This is a genomic window from Epilithonimonas zeae (assembly GCF_900141765.1).
Classification (GTDB): Bacteria; Bacteroidota; Bacteroidia; order Flavobacteriales; family Weeksellaceae; genus Epilithonimonas; species Epilithonimonas zeae.
Genome location: NZ_FSRK01000001.1, coordinates 197717 through 222969 on the forward strand (window position 1 = coordinate 197717; position 25253 = coordinate 222969).

Genomic DNA, 25253 nt, shown 5'->3' on the forward strand with positions numbered 1-25253 from the left:
ACTATTTCTTCCTACTCAAATACTTTCTCCCTGGAATAAAAAGCAACAAAGCACCAATCACAAAAAGACAAAGTCTGGAAAGAAAATCACCACTTTTGGTGTAGAACGTTTCTTTGTCAATCAGATTGACTTTTGCTGTCAAAGCGCCTTTTGCACCATAAGGTAAATCATCCACGATATCGCCTCGGGAATTGATATGTGCGCTTGTTCCGCTGTTGGCAGCTCTTGCAATTTCTCGTCTTGTTTCTATTGCTCTTAGTTTAGCGTAATCTAGCAATTGTTTGTGACCTTGAGAATATCCCCACCAAGAATCGTTGGTTACGATTGTAAGAAGATTTGCTCCTTTCTTAACATAATCGGTTACGAATTCTCCGTAGATGCTTTCGTAGCAAATAATCGGCGCAATCACAGATTTGTTATAAGGATTGGCGAAGACTTTTCTTTCTTTAGAAACTCCAAGAGAACGTGTTGTTCCTCCTAAATCCAACATCACGTTTCCTAAGATTGGTTTGAAGAAATTAATGTAAGGAAAAATCTCAACGCCAGGAACTAGCATTGCTTTGTGGTAAACTTCCGGTTGTTGATTTGGGATAATTTGGATTGCGGAATTATATTCATCAACCCAAATCCCTTGTCTGTCGAGATAACTTGCTGTTGATGGCTTTTCTTCGTCTTCTTTGTAAACATAATAACTGGAAATTCCGCCTGAGAAAACAGATTTTGGATGTTGAGTAAGGAAAGTTTTGATATTATTAATCAACAAACTGTTATTAAAACCTCTTTCGCTGATAGAACCTGGACCAGGGAGTGAAGTTTCGGGCGAAAGATATAAATCGATTTTTGATTTTTTATCGCTCTGTAAAACTGAATTTTCTGTAGCTAATTTCAATAAGTCACATTCAATTGTCAAGCTGTCTTTCTGATATTTTTCATTGTAAGGGTCAAGCGCTGGTTGAAGCATAGTTACATTGATTGAACCAACAGTTTCTGGCGAATAATTGTAATATCTAACCAAAGAAATAATCATAGGTGAACCAATAAAAGCAACAGACAATGAAATATTTTTAATCAATGATTTTCTCTTTCTTCCAGCTTCCCAAATTCTTATCGTGTAAAAAACTAAAACATTACAAACCAAAATCCAAAAACTTCCTCCTGTTGCACCTAAAGTATCATACCATTGGATAAACTGATGATAATCTGCAAACACATTTCCGAGATTCAGCCAAGGCCAAGTGAATTCCCAAACGAGATGAAGCTTTTCAAAACACATCCAAATCGCTACAAAAAATACCAATCCAAAATAAGTTCCTTGACTTTTCTTGTAAAAATGATAAGCCAAGAAAACCAAAGCCATAAAAAATGAGTTTGTCAAAACAGGAAACAGAACTGCCAACAGAGATTTGCTTCCATCCGGCAATTGCGAATTGTAAAGCCAGCCTGTTGTTACCCAATTCCAAATCAAAAAAGTAAGATAGGAGAAACAAAAAACTGCCAAGCTTTTCTTCTTGATATTACTGAACTTTGTAATGTTATGTTCTGCCATCAAAAGCGGAACCCAAGCAAAAAATATAAAAAACGGAATCCCATAAGTCGGCCAGCAAATGGCTAACAAAACACCCGAAATTAAAGCTAGTAAAAGGTTTTTCATAATACGTTGTTTTTTGAACGCAAAGTGCGCAAAGTTTTATAACAATTATTGTGATTATTTTAAAGTTCGCAAAGCTGTTAGCACTTAGCAAAGAATCTTTTATGAACAAGCGTCTTTGTGAACCTTATATTTATTTTTATTAAAAATCTTAGTGGATTTTGTGTTCAAAAAGATTTAATTACGAAAACATCTTCTTTCTCAGAAAATAAAATCCTGTTCCTAAAGCACCCAATATTCCCAAAGGTAAAAGCAAATTAATCCATTGCCAGTCAGATTTTTCTGCATCAATTCTCTGTCTGTCGAGTAATCTCACTTCAATTGTCCTGTCTCTGAGTTCCATTATATTGCTGTCGTCTAGCAGATAATCCAAAGCATTTCTCAGGAATTGTGCGTTGCCGTAATGTTCTTTTGTTAGTAAATCTTCTCCTAAAGGAAGTGGTTGTCCTTTCCAGATTTGATTTCTGGCAATATCACCGTCAGCAATTACAAGCATTTTATTCTCAGGACTTTGAGCTTTGAATCCAGGATAAGAATTTTTCTCACTTCTCGTCGCATAAGCCGATTTGAATTTTCCTTCCAAAGCCACTGCAAAAATCTTCGGCGGCGTAGGACGTTCCATTTCGCCGATGCTGTCTGTTCTTACAATTTCAGAAAGCGCGACGTAATTCGGAACGGTTTTGCTCGTCGTTCTTTCGCTCGATTCGAACAGGACTTTGGTTTTGATATTTGGTCTTCCCAATGTATCAATCGAAGTTGGAAATTCGAATTTTACAGGATTGATGTTTTTTGTAATCGGATTTTTGGTTTCTGCGATTCCTAAAGGAAAATAAGGCCAAAGAAAACTGCTATACTGTGGATTACCGGCAACTTCACCAGAAACGATTCTTACCAATGCCGATTTTTTCATATCCTTGGTCAGAGCGGGATTGATTCTAAGACCATAATTGAACATAAAATCCGTCAGATTAAGGTCAATCGGATAAGCCATAATTTTCTTGGCTTGAAAAAGTGTATCCATTTCAGCATTAACTGCATCAATCATCCAAAGCGTTTTTCCGCCATTCATAATATATTGGTCGAGAATCACTTTTTCATTATCAGTAAAAGCTTTTCTTGGCTTTGCGATAACAACTGCGTCCATTTGTTTTAGTTTTGGAACGTCGGCCAAAGACAATTCGGTTTTGTTTTCCGGAATGATTGGCCCAATATTGTAATTCTCCATTGCCAAATCCAAAAATCCACGAAATTCATCCGGACCTAATTCTTGTTGATTAACCAAGAAACCAATATTCTTCGCCGTTTCTTCCGTCATTCCTTTGATTGTGGAAGCGAAATTATATTCTAGGTTTTCAATTGATTTGCTTAATTGTGTTGCTGCATCAATTCCCGATTGTTGAACAATCAAAGGAACTGAAGTTCCATAACCGTTATACTTGATAGCAGCGTAAGGAAACATCACAATTTCGGAGATTTTTCCGTCCTTCATATCCGGAAGAATCGAAGGTTGCATTCCCATTCCTTTCAATGTATCTTGTGGAATTTTCTCAGCAATCGGGTCACGGAATTTATAATCGATTTTTGGATTGATTTTTCGGAACTCGTCCAACATAAATTTGGTTTCGTTCGAAAGTTGCTTGAAAGAAGCTGGAAAATCGCCTTCAAGATAAACTTCAATCGTCATCGGTTTCTTTACATTTTCCAAAACCTTGATGGTGGAATCAGAAAGTGTGTAACGTTTTTCCGCCGTCAAATCGAAACGTTTATAAATGATTCCGCTCATCCCGATAATCAGGAGAACAGCTATGATAACCAAAGTGATTTTATTTTTTTTATTCATTTTTCTATTAGAATGAATTTTATAATTTAAATTTTTAGGGCAGCTTAATCCGCCTTCCGCTCCCAATCTTTTCACTCCACTAAGTTGCGTAAAAAAGGATTTCCGCTCGAGTCGGGCTGCTAGGATTCAACATTCCAATTGGAAGTCTTTTATCTTTAATTTTTCCTTACTTCTTTTTCCAGACAAACCAACTTGCTAATCCTAATCCCAAAAATATTACGAAAAGAAAGTAGCAAACGTCTCTTGTATCTACCTGACCTCTTGTGAATGCCAGAAAATGCTGATAAAATCCAATATTCTGTAAAATATAATCTGCACCACCCATTAATTTATAACTTGCCAATTGTTCAATCCCAAAATAGAGAATGAAACAAAGGAAAACTCCCAATAGATAAGCCATAATTTGATTCGAAGATAACGACGAAGCCAAAATTCCGACCGCAGAAAAAGCGGCAATTAGAATCGTCAAACCAATATAACTTCCGAAAGTCATACTTCCATCGATATTACCCTCCGGAATGCCCAAAACATAAACCGTGTAATAATAGACCAGCGATGGCAGCAAACATAAAACGCCAACCAACCAAACGGAAAGGAATTTTCCGCCAACGATTTCTGTGATTTTTACCGGTTGGGAAAAAAGCCAAAATAGTGTTCCGGATTGTTCTTCCTCAGCCAAAGTTCTCATACTGATTGCCGGAATAATGAACATAAAAAGCCAAGGCGAAAGCACAAAGAAACTTTGTAAAGTAGCGCTTCCAATCTCGAAAATGTTGAAATTGTTCTCGAAGAAGAATAGGAATAATGCGGATATAATACTGAAAGCGGCGATGATAAGCCACGCACTCCAGTTTCCGAAAAAATTCCAAAGTTCTTTTTTGAATATTGCTATCATAATTTAGTTGTCGGTTGATGGTTTATAGTTGCTAGTTTTTTTGTGAGGCTGAGGCTCCCGAAGCCTTTAGTCTTTACTCTTTGTTCTTTTATCTTTATTCTTATTTACCATTTTTACAATCGAAGTTATCAGAATGATGATTCCAAAAAATCCAAGTAACAGTTGCCACCAATATTGTATAACGGAATATTTGAGAATTACTGTAAAAACTACAGCGAATAAAATAAAAGTTGCAATCTCGTTGAATTGCCGAAGTTTGATATTCGGAATTGAGAGTGTGTTTCCGTTGAGGTTTTTAAGTTCCTTCACTCGCTTCCAGCACCAGAAATGGTAAATTCCAAGTCCTACGAGAAATGTCAGTTTCAGATGAAACCAAGGTGTTTTCAGTAATCCGGGATTCAGATAGATCATCGTCAATCCGCTTAATAACATCAGAATTCCGGCAGGAGCAGTAATGATATTCCAAAGTCTGACCGCCATAAAACTGTATTGATTTCTGAGAATCTGTTGTTTCACTTCATCAAATTCATCTGTATCTTTATAATATACAAACAATCTCACGAGATAGAAAATCCCGGCAAAATAACTTACCATAAAAATAATATGAATTGCCTTGATAATCGTGTAAAGCATCTACGGATTTTTTGCAAAGATAATCTAATGTCTAAAATTAAAAGGCATTTATCAATTCTAATTTAGAATGTTAAAAATGCTGAATCCTTAGCATATTTGGATTTTTATTGTTTTTTTTGTGAAAATTTAAAAAGAAGTTTATATGAAAAGAATTTTACAGCTGTTTTTAACGGTTTTTGTTTTTGTTCTTTTTTCTGCGCAGGCAAGTTTAAGACCTATTGCGAAAGAAGTAAAGGATTTTCAAAACAAAAAAGTAGTATTTAAGAAAGTCAATCCATTTACTTTGGATAACACAAGTGGTAAACAAATGATTTATCAACAAGCTGCGCGAGATGCTCAGGTTCTGAAATTGGATAAAAAGCAATTATCAAATTTAGTAAGTGAAAAGCCGATAGCATTGGAAATGGATTTTCCTTTTGAGAATAGACAACTTACAGTAGAAATGGTAAGAGTTGATCTTTATTCTCCAGAGTTCAAAGCAGAAACAAACAAAAGACAAATTACCAATTATAAGAAAGGAGCTTTTTATAGAGGGATTATCAAAGGAGATAATACATCCGTTGTTGCATTTAGTTTTTTTGATAATGACGTAGTAGGTATCGCTTCTGCAAATAATATTGGAAATGTAACTTTAGGAAAAGCTGTGAACTCCGAAGATTTTGTTGTTTATAATGATCAGAAATTAACTGGAACAAACCCATTTATCTGTTCTGCCGACGAGTTAATGGAGAATGAAGCACAAAAAGTAAGATTTGACCCCAAAACTTCCAAAGCTCCACAGATGACAGATGCTTGTGTGAGAGTTTATTATGAGATTTGTTATAAACCCTTTCAACAAAACGGAAGCGATGTAACTAATACAATCAACTGGATATCAGCTGTTCATAATAATATCAATACATTATATGTTAATGATGGTGTTAAAATGTCTCTAAAAACAGTTTATGTTTGGGAGACAGCAGATCCTTATACAGGTAGTTATAGTGCAAACTTAGCTGCATTTAGATCCAACAGGACTACATTTGAAGGAGATCTTGCGCATCTTGTAAATTATCCTTCTACAACCAGTGTAGCTTATCTTAACTCTTTGTGTACAACCAATCGTTATGCATACTCAGGCATTAATATGACCTATAGCAATATCCCAACTTATTCTTGGACCGTTATGGCAATGACACACGAGATGGGCCATGCTTTAGGTTCTCCCCACACACACGCTTGTTCTTGGAATGGAGACGGAACCGCTATCGATGGATGTGCGCCGACTTACAGACCTGATCTTGCAGAAGGAGATTGTCCTATTGGTCCTATTCCTACAGATGGAGGTACAATTATGAGTTATTGTCACTTGGTGTCAACTGGTATCAATTTCACAAAAGGTTTTGGCGAACAGCCAGGCGCTTTAATCAGACAAACAGTTGATTCCAAGGCTTGTTTGAGTGGGAATTGTGTGACGGCTTGTGCAACTACAGTTACTGGATTATCTATTCCTACTGTTGCTAAGACTACAGCTTCAGTTGTTATTACTGATGCCACTTCTGCTGAATGGAAATACCGAGTGAGTTTAATGGATGGAACAGTGGCTCAATCTGGTACTACTACAGAAAAAAGTTTTACATTAAGTGGTCTTGCACAAGGTACTTTTTATAAAATAGAAATCGGGACAGATTGCTCCCCTGCATATCAAAGATCTCAGATCATTTTGACAGACGATGACTGGTGTGGGAAAACAATAACTGATACTGGTGGTATTAATGGTAATTATTCTGATAGTGAAACTTGGAGTAAAACATTCTACCCTGAAAATGATAATGAAAAATTAAAAATAACTTTCCAAGAGTTTAATTTGGAAGATGGTTATGACTTCTTGACGGTTAGAAATGGTCCTTCTACAACTTCTCCTGTTTTTACAGGGGCTAGTAATATGACTGGTACAACAATAAGAGGACCTTTCGAGTCTACCCATGCAACTGGGGCAATTACATTAGTCTTCAGATCGGATACTATGGTTAATGAAGCTGGTTTTAAAGCATTATTAAACTGTTCAGTTTTAGGAACTGATGAATTCAATTCTCAAAAATCAATTTCGATATCTCCAAATCCGGTTAAAAATCAATTTAAAATTGATGGACAACAGAAAATCGAGAACGTGAAAGTTTTTGATCAATCGGGTAAATTGGTGAGAGAGTTTAATTCAGATTCTCTATCAAGAAACAGCTTCGATGTTTCAAAATTAAAGACAGGAACATACATTGTAACCATTAAATCTTCTAAAGAAACTGTTAGTAAGAAATTAATCAAAGAATAATATTCTTAAATCAAAATAAAAACCGGCGAATATTTGCCGGTTTTTTTATGTAAATTCTATGTAGATTTTCTCGCCAGCATTCATTCCGAAAAGCGTAGAGGCACCGTTCAGAACACTGCCTTTATAAATGGTAATTTCTAATAAGTCTGCATCATTAAAAATGACAGAAGATTTTCCATGGAATTCCTGTTCTCTGCTCCAATCGGTTACAACATCTGTGTATTGTTCCATGATTTTTGACAAAACAATATTTCGGAATTTAACCGTGAAATCGTTATTGATAGAGGCGTGCTTTTCGAAAAATTTTCGGCTGATATTGGAAACCACATTTCCAAAATTATCAATATACATCACTTCACCAACAATCATTTTTTCAGTTTCGTTGTAAATGGCTTTTGGAAAAGAAATGTCTTTTATCGTTTTGATTTTTCTTCCAATCACTTCAGGCAGACCACCTTTGTAAAGGTGCATAGCTGCAGGAACAAAAATATCTGTCGATGGAAAAGAAACCTTGTCATCAAATCTGTTATTAAGAGTTATTTCATAAATAGCTTCTGGTTTGATGTCAAAAAACATGAGGTTAATGATTCCATTATCTGCACAAATGAAATAATGGCCATCGATTTTGGTAATAATATTCTTCCTCGATTTATGATGAAAGCTGTCTACGGAAATGATGTGGATACTTCCTTCCGGGAAAAATTTATAGGCGTTTCTTACAATGTAAGCTGTCTGTAAAAGATTGTAAGCCGTTATGTTATGTGTGATATCAATCACTTTTACATCCTCGCTCCAGCTGAGTATTTTTCCCTTGATACTTGCAACCCGATGGTCTACAAGTCCGTAATCTGAAGTAAGCGTAATGACTGACATTTGATAAGATTTGTTGCAAATTTAATATAAATCAATTTTTAAAGGCGCATAAGATGTCAAATCTATTCATATATTTGTTAGACTAACCACTAATATTATTTATGTTCGAAATCAATTATGAACTACAAGATATCAACACCAAAACCTTTTATGGTGTCCAGAATCAAAATTTCAACCTTATAAAATCCAGCTTTCCAACGCTTAAAATCACGGGTCGTGATAATTTTATCTTTGCAATGGGAAACAGAGAAACTCTGGATGTTTTGAAGCAAAAACTCGATGATATTTCTGCTTACATTACCAAGCACAATTCTATAGAAATCAAACAATTGGAATCTCTTTTGAAATTAAAGGACGATTCTGAAAAACAATTGGTTTTTGATCAGGATATTATCGTAAAAGGCGTCAATGGAAAAGCCATCAAAGCGAAGACTACCAATCTGAAAAAATTGGTAAAAGCATCTGAGAAAAAAGATATGGTTTTTGCGATTGGTCCTGCCGGAACGGGGAAAACATATACTAGTGTTGCTTTGGCTGTAAAAGCATTGCGAGATAAAGAAGTTAAAAGAATTATTCTCACAAGACCTGCCGTAGAAGCTGGCGAAAGTCTTGGTTTCCTGCCTGGTGACCTAAAAGAAAAATTAGACCCGTATATGCAGCCACTGTACGATGCGCTTCGTGATATGATTCCACACGAGAAACTGGAAGGTTTTATGGAAAAAAGGATTATAGAAGTAGCACCTTTGGCTTTTATGAGAGGTAGAACTTTGGATGAGGCTTTTGTGATTTTGGATGAAGCCCAGAACACCACGCATTCTCAAATGAAAATGTTCTTAACCAGAATGGGAATGAATGCCAAATTCATTATCACAGGTGATCCAAGCCAAATTGATTTACCAAAAAATCAGCAGTCCGGACTTAAAGAATCTATGACTATTTTAAAAGATGTAGAAGAGATTGGTTTCGTACATCTTACAGAAGAAGATGTGGTAAGACATCCTGTTGTGAAGAAGATTATTATGGCTTATAATAATGTAGAAAGAAAATAAAAATTGATTTTTGGTATAAAACTTGGTTAAGGTTTCCTGGAAATTAAATTTTTAAAACTATGAAAAAGTTATTTTTAGCTGCTGCGATTGCTGTATTTGGTTTATCACAAGCTCAAGAAGGATTTAAATTAGGTGCTCACATTGGAGCTCCAACTACAGGTAACTCACCATTCACTTTAGGATTAGACGCTGCTTATAGATGGAATATTGCAAAAGGGTTTGACCTTGGTGTTGCAACAGGATATTCTCATTATATAGGTAAAAGTTATGATTATCCAGGAGGATCAATAAAAGCTGATGATTTTGGTTTTATTCCTGTAGCAGTTTCAGGTAAATATTCATTTTCTGGTGCACCAATCGGAGTAGGACTTGACTTAGGATATGCAATATCTACGGCAGACAATGTTAATGGAGGTTTCTATGCAGTTCCAAAATTTATGTATAATATGCCAACAGGTGAACTATACATTGGTTATCAAAGTATTGCAGGAGACAACAGAAGATATTACGATGACCGCCCGGTTGTCGGGAAGGAATCTGTCGGTGCAGTAATCGTAGGATATAATTTTTATTTGAAATAAGAATAAGTATTTCACAAAATAGATTTAAAAACTCCAGTCTTTTTAGACTGGAGTTTTTTATTTGTTCGAATCTTAAAAAAAATGCTGAGTTGCATTAATTTTAGATTTTTTATAATTTATTTTGAAGTTTGGAAAAAAATATTAATTTAGCAATGTTTTAAGTTAAATTAACAATTAATAACATTTTTAAAATTACAACTATGAAAAAATTAATTTTTACAGCCGCAATTGCAATCTTTGGATTGTCCAATGCACAAACTTTTGGTTTAAAGGCTGGTGCCAATGTTTCAAGTGTTTCGAATTCGGAAGATAGTAAAGCTAAATTTGGATTTTACGCCGGAGCTTTTGTTAATGTTCCAATTGCAGAGATTTTCAGTCTTCAACCTGAAGTACTTTATAATAGTAAAGGAGTAAAGTATGATGGAGCAGGTGACGGAAAATTAAATTTAGATTATATTTCAGTACCTGTAATGTTCCAATATAAAGCAACACCTCAGTTCTATCTAGAAGCTGGCCCAGAATTCAGTTTTGCGATTAGTGCAAAAGAAAAATGGGATGGTGGTTCAGAAGATGCAAAAGACTTTATAAACGGATTTGATTTAGGGATTGGTTTAGGAGCTGGATATAATTTCACTTCTAGTTTAGGTGCAAATGTAAGATATGTTGCCGGTGTTACAGATATTATCAAAGATAATGACGGAAGTGATTCTTATAGAAACGGAGTTTTCCAATTTGGTTTAACTTACAAGTTTGGAAAATAATTTTATTTAAAATAAATAATTCAAACCACTCAAATCTGAGTGGTTTTTTTATGGAATTTTTATAACCGCAGATTTTTTGAGGTCATCAAAAAAACGTAATTTCGCAAGAAAGCAAATCCAATATAATGAGCAAATCAATAGAAGAGCTGAAAAGCCTTTCAACGCAGATCAGAAGAGATATTCTGAGAATGGTTCACGCTGTAAACAGTGGTCACCCCGGAGGATCTCTTGGTTGTACAGAATATTTCGTAGCACTTTACGGCGAAGTGATGAACTACAAACTACCTTTTACTATGGAAGGTAAGAATGAAGATTTATTTTTCCTTTCAAACGGGCATATTTCTCCGGTGTTTTATAGCACACTGGCGAGATTTGGTTTTTTTCCGGTTGCAGAATTGGCAACCTTTAGAAAATTAAACTCAAGATTACAAGGTCACCCAACGACACACGAAGGTTTACCGGGAATCAGAGTGGCTTCAGGTTCTTTAGGTCAAGGTTTGTCGGTTGCTTTAGGAGCTGCTCAGGGTAAAAAATTAGACGGAGATAATTCTTTGGTTTACACACTTCACGGTGATGGTGAGTTGCAGGAAGGTCAAAACTGGGAAGCATTGATGTATGCATCTGCAAAAAAAGTAGATAACATCATCGCAACTATAGATTATAACGGGAGACAGATTGATGGAGATACAGATGATGTATTGTCTTTGGGAGATTTGAGAGGAAAATTAGAAGCTTTCGGATGGTTGGTTCTTGAAGAGAAAAACGGAAACGATCTGGAAGCAGTTATCGGAATCTTAAACAGAGCAAAAGCAGAAACCGGAAACGGAAAACCTGTTGCGATTCTTCTTCATACAGAGATGGGAAGTGGTGTAGATTTTATGGTAGGAAGTCACGCTTGGCACGGAAAAGCGCCTAATGATGAGCAGTTGGCAACAGCTTTCAAACAATTATACTTAGAAGCACCAGCAGATTATTAATTATCAATGATAAATTATTAATGATGAGTGATTTATTATCAATAATATAAAATCATTTATCAACTATCATCCATCAATTATAATAAAATGAAATATACATACACAGAAAAAAAAGATACACGTTCAGGCTTCGGAGCAGGATTGGCAGAGTTAGCTGATACTAATCCAAATGTTGTGGCACTTTGCGCAGACCTAATTGGATCGCTTAAAATGGAGAAATTCATAGAAAAAGCACCGGAAAGATTTTTCCAGACAGGTATTGCTGAGGCTAATATGATGGGCTTGGCTGCCGGTCTTACAATCAATGGGAAAATTCCTTTTGCCGGGACTTTTGCCAACTTTGCAACTTCTCGAGTTTACGACCAGATTCGTCAATCGATTGCTTATTCTAACAAGAATGTAAAAATTGCAGCTTCTCACGCTGGAGTTACTTTGGGTGAAGATGGCGCAACACATCAGGTTTTGGAAGACATCGGGATGATGAAAATGTTACCGGGAATGACGGTAATCAATCCTTGCGATTATAACCAGACAAAAGCGGCAACTTTGGCTGCTGCTGCACACGAAGGTCCTGTTTATTTGAGATTCGGACGTCCTGTAGTTCCTGTTTTTATTCCGGAGGATATGCCTTTCGAGATTGGAAAAGGAATTCTTTTACAAGAGGGAACAGATGTAACGATTGTTGCAACCGGACATTTGGTTTGGGAATCTTTGTTAGCGGCAGATGAGTTGGAAAAAGAAGGTATTTCGGTTGAAATTATCAATATCCACACCATCAAACCTTTGGATGAAGAGATTATCTTGAAGTCTGTAGAGAAAACTGGTAAATTAGTTTCTGCAGAGGAACATAATTATCTTGGTGGACTTGGTGAATCTGTCGCTGGAATGCTTGCAAGAAGAAGACCAACGCCTCAGGAATTTGTAGCGGTACACGATACTTTCGGGGAATCTGGAACACCGGCAGAATTGATGAAGAAGTATGAAATCGATGCAGATGCTGTGATAAAAGCAGTGAAAAGAATCATCGAAAGAACAAAATAATTTTAATTAATTATATCTTATAGAATCCACCGTTATGGTGGATTTTTTTGTTTGACGACTAATTTAAATGTAATCTCAACTGCGCAACCCAAACAGAAATCTGTGAAGGTTTAATCTGACCTGCGCAACTCAAACATAAATCTGTAAAGGTTTAATCTGACCTGCGGAACTCAAACAGATATCTGTGAAAGTCTAATCTGACTTGGCAAATCAAAACAGACTTTTGTATCAATTAAAAATAGATGGTTTTAAATCATCTGTTTTTTTATTTTTAATGAATTATTAAAAAAACACATTGAATGAAAATTACATTATCAGAATTGTCGACCAAAGATTTGACGACACTCGCACAGAGAATCATCAGCACAGCAGATAGGGAAATATTTGGTAATCTTTTCGCATCCTCTTTTGGCAGACATCAAAGCAGAAAATACTGATTATGATAAGGCTTATGGCAAAGCAAGTTTCAGTGGAAAAGGAAAATTGGTTGCTGATGCGGATGCTGAGAGAGATACTGCATTCCGAAACCTCAAAAAATTTCTGGATGGCTACAAAGATATGCCACGATTGCCGAATTATCAGATGGCAGATGCGCTTTATCAGATTATTAAAAAGTATGGTCTGGCGCTGGATAAGCTCAGTTATTCTTCGCAAACTGCCCAAATGAAAAAACTTCTGGAGGAACTGCAACAACCCGAGAATCAACAGAAAATTGATGCGCTTTTTCTGACTTCAACCATAGATGACCTGAAGGTCCAACAAAGTACTTTTGAAGAATTATTTGCTGAGCAGGCGACTTCCAATGCAGAATTAAGGCTCACAAAAAGTGCGTCTGCCACCCGAAGAGCATTGGAAAAAGTGCTAAAGTCTTTTCTGAATCTTCTCACTGCAATGAAAAATGTGACTGAATGGCGTCTGCTTTATGCGGAGATGAATGAATTGGTAATGGCGGCGAAGAATTCTGACCTCAATTAATTGTTCTAAAAGTCCATTATTCGCTCTCAATTTTTTATTTTTGAAGATGCTTCAGATTCCGGAACATAAAATCCCCATTATCGAAATCAAAACTGATTTTGATGTCCGGATTTTTATCAAAAGAGAAGACCTTATCAATCCCAAAATTTCCGGGAACAAATTCTGGAAACTTTTCTTCAATGTCAATCAATATCTGGAATCGAAACCGGAAAATCCTTTGTTAATTTCTTTTGGTGGAGCATTTTCTAATCATATTGCATCGGTTTCTGCTTTTGGGAATGAATTCGGAATTCCCACGATTGGAATTATCAGAGGGAATGAATTAGAAAATAATTGGCAAGACAATCCCACGCTTTCCGAAGCTTCCAAAAACGGAATGCAATTCTTCTTTGTTTCCAGAGAAGATTATCAGAACAAAGAAAAATTAACTGAAGAGTTTTCTGCAAAATATCCAAATGCACTCATTATTCCGGAAGGTGGAAGTAATGCAATGGCAGTTGAAGGTGTCCAATATATGCTGGGAAACGACACCAAAGATTTTGATTATCTTTGCACCGCAGTCGGAACCGGAGGAACAATTGCAGGGATTTCGAAGTTTGCAGAAGAGAATCAGAAAGTTGTTGGAATCAAAGTTGTTAAGGATAATTCGCTGGAAAACTTAGTGAAGCAATGGAGCGGTAGAGACAATTTTGAATTGATTGATGCGGATGAAAATCGATACGGGAAAATATCGGATGAGAATATCCGTTTTATAAATTGGTTCTTTGAGGAATATAAGATTCCGCTTGACCCAATCTATACTGGAAAGATGATGCAGAAGATTTTTGATTTGGCAGAAAAAAAATTCTTTCCGAAAGGTTCAAAGATTTTGACATTTCATACTGGTGGGTTACAAGGAATCAAAGGTGCAAATCTGTTTTTGAAAGGTAAACATAGACCGTTGATTGATTTTGAAAATTCGATTTTTTGACGAAAAGTGAATTGATGTAGAAATCCCTAGCCCCGATAGTAACGGTTACCCCACAGCAAGCGATGGGAAAGACTTGGCGCGAGGAGTAATAGTGGATAGCGGGATTAAGCTCCTAAAAAAATAAGAAGATAAATATTTTAAAATATCGAAAATGAGAAGATTGTTTGGGATTGGTTTGGTGTGTGTTCTGGGATTTGTGAAAGCGCAAACCTGGAAAACTGAAGACCAATATGTCCAAAAATTTGCGCCTTATGCGGTGGAAGAAATGGAAAAATACAAGATTCCGGCAAGTATCACGCTTGCTCAGGGACTTTTGGAAACCGGTGGCGGACAAAGCCGATTGGCGCAGGAAGGGAAAAATCATTTCGGAATCAAATGTAAGGAAGACTGGACGGGAAAAACAATGAAACACACGGATGATGCGCCCAACGAGTGTTTCCGGGTTTATGAAGACCCAAAGCAATCCTACGAAGACCATTCGGTTTTTTTGGCGACGAGAAAATATTACACCAAATTGTTTGACCTGAACCCGAAAGATTACAAAGCTTGGGCTCACGGTCTGAAAAAAGCGGGATATGCGACTAATCCGAGATATGCGTATATTTTGATTGATAAAATCGAGAAGTATAAACTTTATGAATTTGATAATACGACGAAAGATGAGGTTTATTATGCGATTTTGAAATTGTATCCGAATCTTAATAACGATGCGGTTTTTATGGCTCAGCTTGGTCAGGAAAAACAGAATGAAAAAGTTGCTCCACCAACTGTGAAAGTGCCTTATTCGCAAGGTTCATACGCGAAAAAACAATCCGAAGTTTCTGATATTGTAGATGCCAATACGAAAACAGCACTTCTGAAAAATATTCTTGTAAAAAATCATCCTAATGGCGATTTGAAATTCTTTGTAATGCCTGTGAACGCTGATATTTCTGATATTGCCAAAAAGTTCGGAATCAGTGAAAAACGTCTGATGAAGTATAACGAGTTGGAAGATTCTAAACTGGCGAAGAATGATATTATCTTCTTGGAAGGCAAAAACTCATCAGGAAATAAAGAAACTTACAAAGCCGGAATTGGTGAAACAATGCACGATATTGCTCAGAAATTCGGAATTAAATTGAAGAAATTGTATTCTAAAAACAGAATGGAAGCTGGGGAAGAACCAAGAGCCGGACAAGTGATTTATCTGCAAAGTAAAAAGCCGAGAGCTTAGAAATTATAAACTAGATGTTAGAATTTGGACTAACATCTATCAACCAATAACAATCAACTAAAATGTTATACCAAAGAAGTTCAACGCTTTTTGAAGAAGCGTACAAATATATTCCGGGCGGAGTTAATTCGCCGGTTCGTGCTTTCAAATCTGTTGGAGGTGTTCCGATTTTTATGAAATATGCAAAAGGTGCTTACCTTACAGATGAAGACGACAGAAACTACATCGATTATATCAATTCTTGGGGACCAGCAATTCTCGGTCACACACATCCAGAAGTTTTGGAAGCGCTGAAACTACAGGCTGAAAAAGGATTTTCTTTCGGAGCACCGACAGAATTGGAAACAGAGATTGCAAAATATATTGTGGAAAATGTTCCTAATGTTGACCAAATCAGAATGGTTTCTTCGGGAACCGAAGCTTGTATGAGCGCAATTCGTTTGGCGAGAGGTTATACTGAAAGAGAAAAAATCATCAAGTTTGAAGGTTGTTATCACGGACATTCGGATTCGTTTTTGATTCAGGCTGGAAGTGGAATGGCTACTTTTGGAAGCCCAAATTCTCCCGGAGTAACTCAAGGAACAGCAAAAGATACATTACTTGCTGAATATAATAATATCGAACAAGTTGAAGAACTTTTCAAAAATAATCCTGAACAGATTGCGGCGATTATCGTAGAACCGATTGCCGGAAATATGGGTTGTATTCTGCCGGAAAATCAGTTCCTTCAAAATCTTAGAAGAATCTGTGATGAGAACGGAGCATTATTGATTTTTGATGAGGTAATGACGGGATTCCGTTTGGCTTTTGGTGGAGCTCAGGAAGCTTTGGGCGTGAAAGCAGATTTGGTAACTTATGGGAAAGTGATTGGTGGTGGATTGCCTGTTGGTGCTTTTGCGGGAAGAAACGAAATTATGAATTGGCTTTCGCCAAGAGGACGCGTTTACCAAGCCGGAACTTTGAGCGGAAATCCCCTCGCAATGAGAGCCGGACTTAAAACGTTGCAGCTTATAAAAGAAGACGCGGATTTCTATAAAAAATTAGACAAAACAACAGAAACCTTGGATTTCGAAATCGGGAAAATCCTGAACGAAAAAGGAATCCGACACAGAATCAACAGAAAGGGAAGTATGATGTCGATTTTCTTTGATGTGACTTCTGCGAGTAATTTTAACGAAGTGAATAATTCCAACATTGGTTTGTTCAACAATCTGTTTCATCAGGTTTTGGAACAAGGGATTTATCTTCCGCCAAGTGGTTATGAGACTTGGTTTATTTCTTCTGCGATTGGTGATACAGAGATTGATAAAACGCTGGAAGCTTTTAGGAAGTTTCAGTATTAGATAAAGAAAAACCTTTCCAAAATCGGAAAGGTTTTTTGTTTTGTATTGTGTTGGGCTTTTCCACTCAGCAATTCATCCTGCGTTTTGCAATATAATGTTAGCAGAAGTTTTTATTAGTAGTTTATTTTGTGATTTAATTCGATTGGATTATTTTCTTGTAAAATATTATTCTGTATTTCTTTATTTTTTACAGAAATATCCATTGTATTACCTTTCGGGTCGGTAAATGTCACAGTTTTCCATATTCCCATCTTTGACTTTACATCATATGGGTCATTAAAATATGATTTTGCAAGTGTTTCATATTTTTTCCAATCAATTTTTATTGTTTTCGTGCGTGCGTCAAAAATATTATCGCCTTTTTTGACTTCTATCAAATTAAATGAATAATCATTGTTTGAATCTTGAATAGAAATAATCAACCCAGGCAAACCATTGAAAATATACGGACCATCTCCAAAAGGTAATTCTGTTGTAAACCAAGCAATCCAGTTTCTTCCTCCATACGTAGTTTCTGCTTTTTGAGATTTATATTTTCCAATCATTTTTTGGTCGGAAGATATTTTCCAATCTAATATTTCCTCAATTGGAAGAAGATAATCTTTTCCCAAATAAGTTATTACTTTTTCAATTCTTTTTTGAGCAAGATTCTTTTTGACATAGAATTTGTTTTCAACGCCCATTTTAAATATTTCCTTTCCATTATTCAGCTTTAGTGAATCTGCTTCTTTTTCTACTGAATCTCTAAAAATTGAAACATTATTTTTTAAATCCAAAATCATTTTCTCGGAATTAACATCATCCGGATTTTCTGAATTCAGTTTGTATTTTGTTTCGTAAATGAAACTCAATTTTTGTGAGAAGCAAAAGGTAGAAATTCCAAGAAAAAATATAATTAATTTCATTTGTGACGAGTGTTTGTTTAAAATTCCTTCTAATACAAGGATAAACGAAGTTTTAATATTTATATTTTTTTTTAAGTGAAACAAAATTTTGTTTACCCACGTTGGTGTGAGTATCTTGTTCGTAATCGTAAAAATGGGACACGTAAGAGAAATGATTGATAAAACGCTAGAAGTTTTTAGGAAGTTACAGTATTAGTTAAAGAAAACCTTTCCGATTTTGGAAAGGTTTTTTGTTGCCTTTATTTTTATAGATATTTTGCCATTACATTTTATTACTTTTTGCTTAATTCCATAATTTTTGAAACTATTTTAGCATATTTTTCAGTTGATTCATCTTCAGTGATATAAATATTTTTAATATTCATTTTTTTATTAAAATCTAAATACCAAGAATAAGGGTCATTACTTATACCATATTTTTGTTTACCTAAAAATTCAACATTGGAATTTATGTTAGGTTTCAAATTTTTAATTATTGAATTCAGGAACTTAATTTGTTGCGAATTTTGTCCTATTAAAAGAAGATTATAGTCTTTATACTTATAAATTTTATAAATGTTTTTTTCAGATTTATCAAAAATTAGCTTAACATTCTCGCAAGTTAAATCTAACAAAAATGACTTCTCTTTTTTATCATAGAAAAAACTAACAATTATAACAATATTTTCGTGGTTAATGCCTTGTAAGTTATCTATAAAATAATCAATTGTTGGATTTAGCGAATACGTTTTTTTTAATTTAGGAATTTGTCCAAAAGTTTGATTAAAAATAACAAAAACAAAAATAAATAGGTATTTTTTCATAAAATATTGCCTAACATCTGTCTTCACGCATTGCGTCAGTCCAAACTAATTATCCTTAAAAATAATTAAATAATGAAGAACAAAAAATCTTATTTAGATATAACTAAAATATTTCCAGATAATACTTTACTAAAACCTTGATAGAACTTAGCTAGAAAAAATTTCAATATGTTGATTTTACTCATTTAACTCTCCTTATTTATATCCTTAACCAAACCAACCGCAAAATAACCAATAATCGCAACAGCTAAAACAATACAAATCCACATAAACAAAGGCGTTTGCCAAAAGTTTTTTTCTGCTTCTTTAGATTTTGCTTGTTCTAATTTTTCCAAGTTCGAAATGGTTGTAACAGGATAATTTTGATTAAAATCAATTCCGGAATTGGCGAGGTCATATTGTGGAGCTGACCAAGTGGAATCAATTTTTAAAGTGTAATTTTCATTCGGTTTCAAATCGGTTAGAATGCTGACGGGCGATTGAAAAAGATTAGTTTTCTTAATTTCTAAAGCCGGATTGTCTTGATTATCAATTTCGATTATGAATTCTTTTGCGAAAAAACTTTGAACATCAAATCTGTTTTTACTTTTTGAATTGAGTTGAAAAGCAGAAATATTCTCGACATAATTTTCAGTCGATTTTTTATAAACTCGGGTTTTATTAATCAAAATCCTTGCGTCACGCAGATAATAACTCGGTGAAGAAATCTCGAAACTGATTCCGTCAATTACTTGTGAATTTGGAAAAGTAATTGTGATTCTGGTTTGTTTTAATTTTTTATTCGTTTCAATTTTTTGAGTGAAGTTTTGTAATTCAGTTTTCGATTGATTGATGGAATGGTTTTCTTCCAAACTGGCTTCCAAAATATTAATTGGCAAAGAGTTTTTATCAATGAAATCAAATTTCAAAAACTTGTAATTGTTCAAAGGAAACGTAAAATCACGTTCCACAAAGTTTTCGCCGGCATCATTCAGTCCGATTACTTTTTGATTAATGACCAATCCAAACCATTCTTTCTGGTCGTTGCTTCCGCTGATATTGTACTTTTTTTCTACATCCGTATTGGCGATTTTCAGCGTCAGATGGTCAATATTCAATGCGTTTTCATTGGAGATGATAATGGAAGTCGCCACATTCGGAACGGCAGATTTGGAAATGATTGTGAAATTTTTTGAACTGGAATTGCTGGATTTCCCTTCATAAAAAACATAAGGAACTTCATTATTTTTAGAATCAAAAATTCTTAAAAAATCAATATTATTCTGTGACGCAGAACGAACTTCCGGAGTTAGCAAAATCTGATGCAATCCGTTTTCCGAGACTTTATTGATTTTTCCCTGATAAGTTTGAGCTAAGGAAAAACTCGCTATTAGAATTGGTATTAGACTAATTAATTTCTTCATCGGTTGGGTTTTTAGTTTCTGTTTGGTCTTCTAAGTTTTCAATTTTATCCAAAGAGATTTTGGTTTCATCTACAACCAGTCTTTTAATCTTTTGATAAACGAATGAAATTATCAAAATCAAAACACCTAACAAAATAAAGGCGATGATTTTCCCTGTTTCCGAAACGTTTTTGATATCGTAAATAAATAATTTGATAATCGTAAGACCTAATAAAGACAAAGCGATAATCCTTAACGGTTGATTTTGTTTTTTGATGCCGATAATCAGGAAAACAAAAGATAAAACACCCCAAAGAATCGGATAGCCGATTTTAATGATTTGAACCTTTACCGCTTCGAATTTATCATCGATGAAAATCTCTTTTTCGTAGCTGTGACCGGTTTTATTCAATGGATATTTAGCTAATTCTGCAGGAGAAATAATGTCTTTGGTAAACATTAATCCGTGAATCATCACTTCATTACTCAAAACATAAACAATGCAAAATGCGAAAACCCACAAAGCCAATTTGTGATTCAAAAGCTTGGAAAACAGACTTTCATTTCTGAATTTAATCAAAACATATCCGAAATAAGCCAGACAAATCAATAAGATATAATGTACGAAGAAAGCTGATTTGGAAGATAGATTGAGAGCAAAATTTTCCATCATTTCATTGTAAGTCAGCTTGTAGAAAACAGTTATATATAAAAGAATGTTAACCGAAGCCAAAAGCATTGTGAAACTGTTCCAAAATTGGTCTTTCAGTTTCAAAACGAAATAAATAATTCCAATGCTGAACAAGAAATGATACAAAACCGAATACGACAAGGCCGAATAATAATTGCTGATGTATTCGTTAGCTTGATAACTGATTTCCAGTATTCCGGTAAAATAGCCGACCAAAATACCGACGCCTAAAATAATATTTCTATAGGATGAAGGATGGAATTCAAAACCGAAAATATCAGTTTTTTCTTTCTCTTTACTCAATAAAATATAAGTGAAAATCAAGGAACCCAAAGAAACGATTCCTGTGATGAACATTCGGTTGATGAAAGGTTTCAGTTCCATCAGGTTTCTGGAATAATATTTTTCCCAATCCATAATCAAACTTCCGAACATCAAAATCTGAACGATGATTGCGCCTAATTTGAAGGTTGCAATTTTCGATTTTTGAGAAAGCCAGAACAATAAAACGGCTTCTCCAGCCCAGAATAAAGTGATGTAATTGCCTTGGAACTGAATCGGAATGGCTAATGTCACGAAGGTTAAAGTCAGTCCTAATAAAAGATAAATCGCATTTTTGTCCAACCCGAACTTTCTATATAAGAATATCGCATAAACCAAATTGTACAAAGCCAAAACAACGGTAAATAAACCTTTGAATTCCGGTTTCCAGTTTTCGATAATACTGATTCCCATCCCGAAATAGAAGAACGTATTAGCGACCATTATGAAATATTCCAGCTTCGTGAAAGTTCCCTTGTTTCTAAGGTTATGAATAACAGTAGCAATACTGAAAATAAGGTAAAATATAGTAGCAAAAAACAAAGCGCCACGATATGGTAATTTGTCGTCGTAAAAGCCTTTTCCAAACCAAGCAGAATAAAGCAGGCAACTGAAAATGAAAGCCAACAAAGTGACCAGATTCCATTTTTTGAAGTAAGCAATCATCAACATTCCGATGTTAAGAATCGCAATGTAAGTGAATAAAACTTTGTAATTTCCTTCGCCTGTACTTACCATAAAAGGAACGGCAAAACCGCCAATCAATGATAAAACAGCCAGTTCTTTCCGGTTGTAAGAAACAGACACAAACACACTGAAAATGGTAATGACAACCATTATAACGAACGCCACAGTCTGACTGAACAGATGATAATCGTGGAAAGCAATTCCAATTGTGAGATAAAAAATACTAATTGCTCCGGCTACAAAAACAGAACTGAAAGCCGCATAATTTTTCCTCAATCGATGAGCGACGCCCATCACAAGCGCGCCTGCCAAAACGCCAATTCCCACACGTGCTGGTTCATTAATCCAATCTTTATCTATCGCATATTTCACAAAGAAACTGATTCCTAAAACCAAAATCAGAATCCCGATTTTATTAATCAGATTCTCTCCAATGAATTTCTCGATGTCAGGATTATTTTCCCTGAAGTTTTCCAGCCACGATTTTTTAGACGGTACAACTTCTCTTATCGTACTTTCTGCTGAGAAAGCCACTTTTTGTTCCGCTCTTGGAAGTTCATCTTCAACTGGAGGAATTGTATTTTCAATACTTTCCGGCTGTTTTTCTTCGATGATTTCTTCTTCGAATAACGGAGGAACTTCAACAGGAGTTGGTGTTATTTCTTCCGGTTTGATTTCTTCTTTGATAATTGGAATCTCTGGTTCTTCCTGTTTTACAGGTGGAATTTGGATTCCTGATTTTAAAGAATCGATTTTCTCCTGCAGTTTTCTGATTGAATCCTGAGTGGCTTGATGGTTAGAATTGACTTTGTTGTGAATAATTATCACAAAAAGTATAACGACCAGTAATAAAAATATCTCCATAAATGTGCTTCTGTTAACAAATATAAAAAAATACGCGTGATTTTGGATTAATAAGGAAATATGAGACCAATCTTTAATTAAATCAAAAGAGACTTAACAAATTTTTGCTAAGTCTCTTTTTTTTGATATGAAGAAATTTTTACTTCTTGATGATTTTTTTCGAAATAGATTTTCCGTTTTCCAATGTCCCATTCAGAATGTAAACACCTTTCGGAAGATTGGATAAATCGATTGTTTTCGACGTTGATTTCAGTAAAGTTTTTCCAGTGAAATCTATAATCGAAGATTCTTTCACTTTGTCATTAGAAATCGTAATGTAATCAGATGTTGGATTCGGATAGATGATCAGTTCGGCTTTTGATAGGGAATTATTGCCAGTTCCCAAAGTTTCCAGACTGATTTGATATTTCACCAATCCTAAATCTGACGTGCTGAAGTAGATGTCCGCTTTTTCATCTTCCAGAAAATTAATGGCTGAAGATTCTGAGAAAAGATGACCCAAACTTTCAGGAGAAACTTCGTTCCAGGTTTGTCCAAAATCTTTAGAATAGACAATTCTTACCTGCGAAGGTGGATAAGCATAACCGTCGCCGCTTCCGTTCATAAAATTGGAGGTTGCTACAATAACACCATTTTTGTACGGCGAAAATTCAGCTTTGTTGATGACATTACCACTATAGATTTGATTCCATTTTACGCCGGCATCATTGGAGATGAAAATCCCCTGAGTTGTGGACAAAAGCAATTGATCTTTGTCAAAAGGATTTTTTGTGATGTCGTAAATATAATCTACATCTTTTTCCAAAACTTCCAATCCGCTTTCCGATGGTGTCCAGTTTTGTCCGCCGTCTGTTGTTCTGTAAACTTGATTGTTCTGGGAAAGAAGAACATTATTCTCATTGCTTTCATCGATGCTGATTCCGAAAACAGTACCGAACGAAGGCAACATCACTTCTTCACTTGTAATTCCACTCATATTTGTAAAATCAAATTTTCTCACCATCTCGCTGAAAGCTACCCAGGAATGATTGGTATTTGATTTGGATGTAGCGATTTTCATAATATTCAGTCCATAATCAGTATATCCGGTGGAATAATCTGCGCCGTGATTTGCACTCACCGCAAAGGTAGAACCCATAAAACCGCTTGTACTGATATAAACTCTTCCGGAAACTAATGGATCAGCAAAAAGTCCGTTATTAGTAAAATTCGGGAAGAAGTTGATTGCCTGAAGATTAATTGGTGTTTCTTCTCCGGTTTGTAAGTTCTGATGAATAAAGCCTCTTCTCAATCCGTAATACAAATGTTTTTCTATGCTGTTGTGAAAGCTTACCTTATCGGTATTGTTTGCAAATGGATTTTTGAATCTCGACAACGTGATTCCGCCATCCAAAGAATGAAAAGGATAGTAATTGGAACTGATAATCAATTCATTGCTATTCGAAGGATTATAAGTTGCGTTCAGTCCATAATAATATTTATTTTCCAAATCATTTGCAGGATAAACATAGTTTGTCCAAGTGTTTCCTCCGTCTTTTGATATCACGATCTCATTTTCTTCCAGAACCATTATATCATTTGTGTTTTTTGGATTGATGACAATTTTTTGAATGCTGTTGCTTGAAAGTGTTGTCCAAGTGATTGGAACAATTGCCCAGTTATCGCCACCATCTGTAGATTGATAGAGATTTTCCGTTTGAGTTTCTGTGAGATAAAATGTTCCTAAAAACATTTTTTGAGGATTAATCGGGTCAAAAGTTATGGCAGAATAATTCTGTCCGGCAATTTTTTCTGTCCAACTATTTCCGGCATTTTCAGACACAAATAATCCACCGTTTTTTTCTGCCGGAGAAAAACCTCTTGCTAAAAATAATTTGTCGGGATTTCTTGGATGGATTGCGACATTATTCACGTGAACGCCATCGTTGTTGGAACTTGTGTAAACTTTTTGCCAGTCGTCTCCGCCATTTTTGCTGTAGAAAACATCCGTCACAAGACCAAAATTGTACATATAAGTCGTGTGCAAAAGAATATTTTCGTAGTTATTTCCCGTAATCGAGTAGGACATTATAAGGTTTCCAGATTGATTTCCATTTGGAGAATCGACTTTTTTGATGACGTTGCCATTCTCCGGGTCGATGATAATTACCTGATTGTAAGCTGTCCCTTCCGAAGTTAAAATAAAACTCAGGTATTTCTGGTCAGCGGTCCATCTTAATTCCTTTATTGTTCCAAAACTCAGATTAATTGGAAAAGAGTAAAGCACTTCCCAATTTTTTCCATTATCAGAACTTTTCACAATGTGATTGGTTACCGTATTGGCATACAAAACATCAGGCTTGATTGGGTCATAAGTCACATCAAAGACCTGCCCATAATTTGGTGAAGTTAAAAATGACAATTGAGCCGTCAGCATTGTAGAAAGACCGGAGCAAATTGCCAATAAAAATAAAGTCAATATTTTCTTCATATTTCAAAAATTTATTGATG

21 protein-coding genes are annotated in these 25253 nt (G+C 35.2%); 11 read left to right on the forward strand and 10 right to left on the reverse strand.

What is annotated here, in order from left to right; all coding sequences use genetic code 11:
- Position 1: 1 nt before the first annotated feature.
- The 4 genes from lnt to BUR19_RS00925 form a co-directional block, all read right to left on the reverse strand.
- Complete coding sequence (gene lnt / locus BUR19_RS00910; RefSeq protein ID WP_074233057.1) at positions 2-1651, reverse strand: apolipoprotein N-acyltransferase; 1650 nt, start codon at positions 1649-1651, stop codon at positions 2-4.
- 178 nt (positions 1652-1829) lie between these two features.
- On the reverse strand, positions 1830-3488 hold the full coding sequence (gene gldG / locus BUR19_RS00915; protein ID WP_074235498.1) for a gliding motility-associated ABC transporter substrate-binding protein GldG: 1659 nt from the start codon (positions 3486-3488) through the stop codon (positions 1830-1832).
- Between the two features lie 166 nt (positions 3489-3654).
- Positions 3655-4383 carry an ABC transporter permease gene (locus BUR19_RS00920; protein ID WP_074233058.1) on the reverse strand — a complete coding sequence of 243 codons (729 nt, stop codon included), beginning with the start codon at positions 4381-4383 and terminating at the stop codon, positions 3655-3657.
- 66 nt (positions 4384-4449) lie between these two features.
- Positions 4450-5016 (reverse strand): CopD family protein, encoded by a 567-nt coding sequence (locus BUR19_RS00925; protein WP_074233059.1) that lies wholly within the window; start codon positions 5014-5016, stop codon positions 4450-4452.
- A gap of 142 nt (positions 5017-5158) precedes the next feature.
- On the opposite strand from BUR19_RS00925, the gene BUR19_RS00930 reads away from it, so the two are divergent.
- Positions 5159-7324, forward strand: a complete 2166-nt coding sequence (locus BUR19_RS00930) for a M12 family metallo-peptidase (RefSeq protein ID WP_074233060.1) — start codon at positions 5159-5161, stop codon at positions 7322-7324.
- Positions 7325-7369: 45 nt separating this feature from the next.
- Here BUR19_RS00930 and BUR19_RS00935 read toward each other — a convergent pair whose 3' ends face one another.
- Positions 7370-8197: an SAM hydrolase/SAM-dependent halogenase family protein gene (locus BUR19_RS00935; protein ID WP_074233061.1), complete on the reverse strand. Its 828-nt coding sequence runs from the start codon at positions 8195-8197 to the stop codon at positions 7370-7372.
- A gap of 101 nt (positions 8198-8298) precedes the next feature.
- Between BUR19_RS00935 and BUR19_RS00940 the strand changes: the two genes are divergently transcribed.
- The 10 genes from BUR19_RS00940 (at position 8299) to hemL (ending at position 17110) form a co-directional block, all read left to right on the forward strand.
- Entirely contained in the window at positions 8299-9246 is a 948-nt protein-coding gene (locus BUR19_RS00940; protein ID WP_074233062.1) for a PhoH family protein, read from the forward strand.
- Positions 9247-9305: 59 nt separating this feature from the next.
- The gene (locus BUR19_RS00945; protein WP_074233063.1) at positions 9306-9827 is read left to right on the forward strand and encodes a hypothetical protein; all 522 of its coding nucleotides are present in this window, start codon (positions 9306-9308) and stop codon (positions 9825-9827) included.
- A gap of 200 nt (positions 9828-10027) precedes the next feature.
- Positions 10028-10588: a porin family protein gene (locus BUR19_RS00950; RefSeq protein WP_074233064.1), complete on the forward strand. Its 561-nt coding sequence runs from the start codon at positions 10028-10030 to the stop codon at positions 10586-10588.
- Positions 10589-10713: 125 nt separating this feature from the next.
- Positions 10714-11565, forward strand: a complete 852-nt coding sequence (locus BUR19_RS00955; protein ID WP_074233065.1) for a transketolase — start codon at positions 10714-10716, stop codon at positions 11563-11565.
- An 87-nt stretch (positions 11566-11652) separates the two neighbouring features.
- A complete protein-coding gene (locus BUR19_RS00960; protein ID WP_074233066.1) occupies positions 11653-12606 on the forward strand; it encodes a transketolase family protein in 954 nt (317 codons plus the stop codon).
- Positions 12607-12905: 299 nt separating this feature from the next.
- Positions 12906-13043 carry a hypothetical protein gene (locus BUR19_RS19085; RefSeq protein WP_245798998.1) on the forward strand — a complete coding sequence of 46 codons (138 nt, stop codon included), beginning with the start codon at positions 12906-12908 and terminating at the stop codon, positions 13041-13043.
- Entirely contained in the window at positions 13015-13581 is a 567-nt protein-coding gene (locus BUR19_RS00965; RefSeq protein ID WP_245798999.1) for a DUF6261 family protein, read from the forward strand. The genes BUR19_RS19085 and BUR19_RS00965 overlap by 29 nt, the downstream gene beginning before the upstream one ends.
- A gap of 46 nt (positions 13582-13627) precedes the next feature.
- The gene (locus tag BUR19_RS00970) at positions 13628-14551 is read left to right on the forward strand and encodes a 1-aminocyclopropane-1-carboxylate deaminase/D-cysteine desulfhydrase (protein WP_074233067.1); all 924 of its coding nucleotides are present in this window, start codon (positions 13628-13630) and stop codon (positions 14549-14551) included.
- Positions 14552-14702: 151 nt separating this feature from the next.
- On the forward strand, positions 14703-15767 hold the full coding sequence (locus tag BUR19_RS00975) for a glucosaminidase domain-containing protein (protein ID WP_074233068.1): 1065 nt from the start codon (positions 14703-14705) through the stop codon (positions 15765-15767).
- A gap of 62 nt (positions 15768-15829) precedes the next feature.
- Entirely contained in the window at positions 15830-17110 is a 1281-nt protein-coding gene (gene hemL / locus BUR19_RS00980; RefSeq protein ID WP_074233069.1) for a glutamate-1-semialdehyde 2,1-aminomutase, read from the forward strand.
- 113 nt (positions 17111-17223) lie between these two features.
- On the opposite strand, the gene BUR19_RS00985 is transcribed toward hemL, so the two are convergent.
- From BUR19_RS00985 to BUR19_RS01005, 5 genes are all read right to left on the reverse strand, one after another.
- On the reverse strand, positions 17224-18015 hold the full coding sequence (locus tag BUR19_RS00985) for a GLPGLI family protein (RefSeq protein WP_074233070.1): 792 nt from the start codon (positions 18013-18015) through the stop codon (positions 17224-17226).
- 272 nt (positions 18016-18287) lie between these two features.
- On the reverse strand, positions 18288-18818 hold the full coding sequence (locus BUR19_RS00990; protein WP_139297236.1) for a hypothetical protein: 531 nt from the start codon (positions 18816-18818) through the stop codon (positions 18288-18290).
- A gap of 185 nt (positions 18819-19003) precedes the next feature.
- Positions 19004-20221: a hypothetical protein gene (locus tag BUR19_RS00995; protein WP_074233072.1), complete on the reverse strand. Its 1218-nt coding sequence runs from the start codon at positions 20219-20221 to the stop codon at positions 19004-19006.
- Positions 20205-22763 (reverse strand): DUF2339 domain-containing protein, encoded by a 2559-nt coding sequence (locus tag BUR19_RS01000; protein ID WP_074233073.1) that lies wholly within the window; start codon positions 22761-22763, stop codon positions 20205-20207. Before BUR19_RS01000 ends, BUR19_RS00995 begins: the two co-directional genes overlap by 17 nt.
- A gap of 139 nt (positions 22764-22902) precedes the next feature.
- The gene (locus tag BUR19_RS01005) at positions 22903-25233 is read right to left on the reverse strand and encodes a VPS10 domain-containing protein (RefSeq protein ID WP_074233074.1); all 2331 of its coding nucleotides are present in this window, start codon (positions 25231-25233) and stop codon (positions 22903-22905) included.
- Between the last annotated feature and the right edge of the window lie 20 nt (positions 25234-25253).

Bases quoted from the DNA above. Each gene is read 5' to 3' on its own strand.
- lnt (WP_074233057.1), bottom strand. From the start codon at position 1,651: ATGAAAAACCTTTTACTAGCTTTAATTTCGGGTGTTTTGTTAGCCATT.
- gldG (WP_074235498.1), bottom strand. From the start codon at position 3,488: ATGAATAAAAAAAATAAAATCACTTTGGTTATCATAGCTGTTCTCCTG.
- BUR19_RS00920 (WP_074233058.1), bottom strand. From the start codon at position 4,383: ATGATAGCAATATTCAAAAAAGAACTTTGGAATTTTTTCGGAAACTGG.
- BUR19_RS00925 (WP_074233059.1), bottom strand. From the start codon at position 5,016: ATGCTTTACACGATTATCAAGGCAATTCATATTATTTTTATGGTAAGT.
- BUR19_RS00930 (WP_074233060.1), top strand. From the start codon at position 5,159: ATGAAAAGAATTTTACAGCTGTTTTTAACGGTTTTTGTTTTTGTTCTT.
- BUR19_RS00935 (WP_074233061.1), bottom strand. From the start codon at position 8,197: ATGTCAGTCATTACGCTTACTTCAGATTACGGACTTGTAGACCATCGG.
- BUR19_RS00940 (WP_074233062.1), top strand. From the start codon at position 8,299: ATGTTCGAAATCAATTATGAACTACAAGATATCAACACCAAAACCTTT.
- BUR19_RS00945 (WP_074233063.1), top strand. From the start codon at position 9,306: ATGAAAAAGTTATTTTTAGCTGCTGCGATTGCTGTATTTGGTTTATCA.
- BUR19_RS00950 (WP_074233064.1), top strand. From the start codon at position 10,028: ATGAAAAAATTAATTTTTACAGCCGCAATTGCAATCTTTGGATTGTCC.
- BUR19_RS00955 (WP_074233065.1), top strand. From the start codon at position 10,714: ATGAGCAAATCAATAGAAGAGCTGAAAAGCCTTTCAACGCAGATCAGA.
- BUR19_RS00960 (WP_074233066.1), top strand. From the start codon at position 11,653: ATGAAATATACATACACAGAAAAAAAAGATACACGTTCAGGCTTCGGA.
- BUR19_RS19085 (WP_245798998.1), top strand. From the start codon at position 12,906: ATGAAAATTACATTATCAGAATTGTCGACCAAAGATTTGACGACACTC.
- BUR19_RS00970 (WP_074233067.1), top strand. From the start codon at position 13,628: ATGCTTCAGATTCCGGAACATAAAATCCCCATTATCGAAATCAAAACT.
- BUR19_RS00975 (WP_074233068.1), top strand. From the start codon at position 14,703: ATGAGAAGATTGTTTGGGATTGGTTTGGTGTGTGTTCTGGGATTTGTG.
- hemL (WP_074233069.1), top strand. From the start codon at position 15,830: ATGTTATACCAAAGAAGTTCAACGCTTTTTGAAGAAGCGTACAAATAT.
- BUR19_RS00985 (WP_074233070.1), bottom strand. From the start codon at position 18,015: ATGAAATTAATTATATTTTTTCTTGGAATTTCTACCTTTTGCTTCTCA.
- BUR19_RS00990 (WP_139297236.1), bottom strand. From the start codon at position 18,818: ATGAAAAAATACCTATTTATTTTTGTTTTTGTTATTTTTAATCAAACT.
- BUR19_RS00995 (WP_074233072.1), bottom strand. From the start codon at position 20,221: ATGAAGAAATTAATTAGTCTAATACCAATTCTAATAGCGAGTTTTTCC.
- BUR19_RS01000 (WP_074233073.1), bottom strand. From the start codon at position 22,763: ATGGAGATATTTTTATTACTGGTCGTTATACTTTTTGTGATAATTATT.
- BUR19_RS01005 (WP_074233074.1), bottom strand. From the start codon at position 25,233: ATGAAGAAAATATTGACTTTATTTTTATTGGCAATTTGCTCCGGTCTT.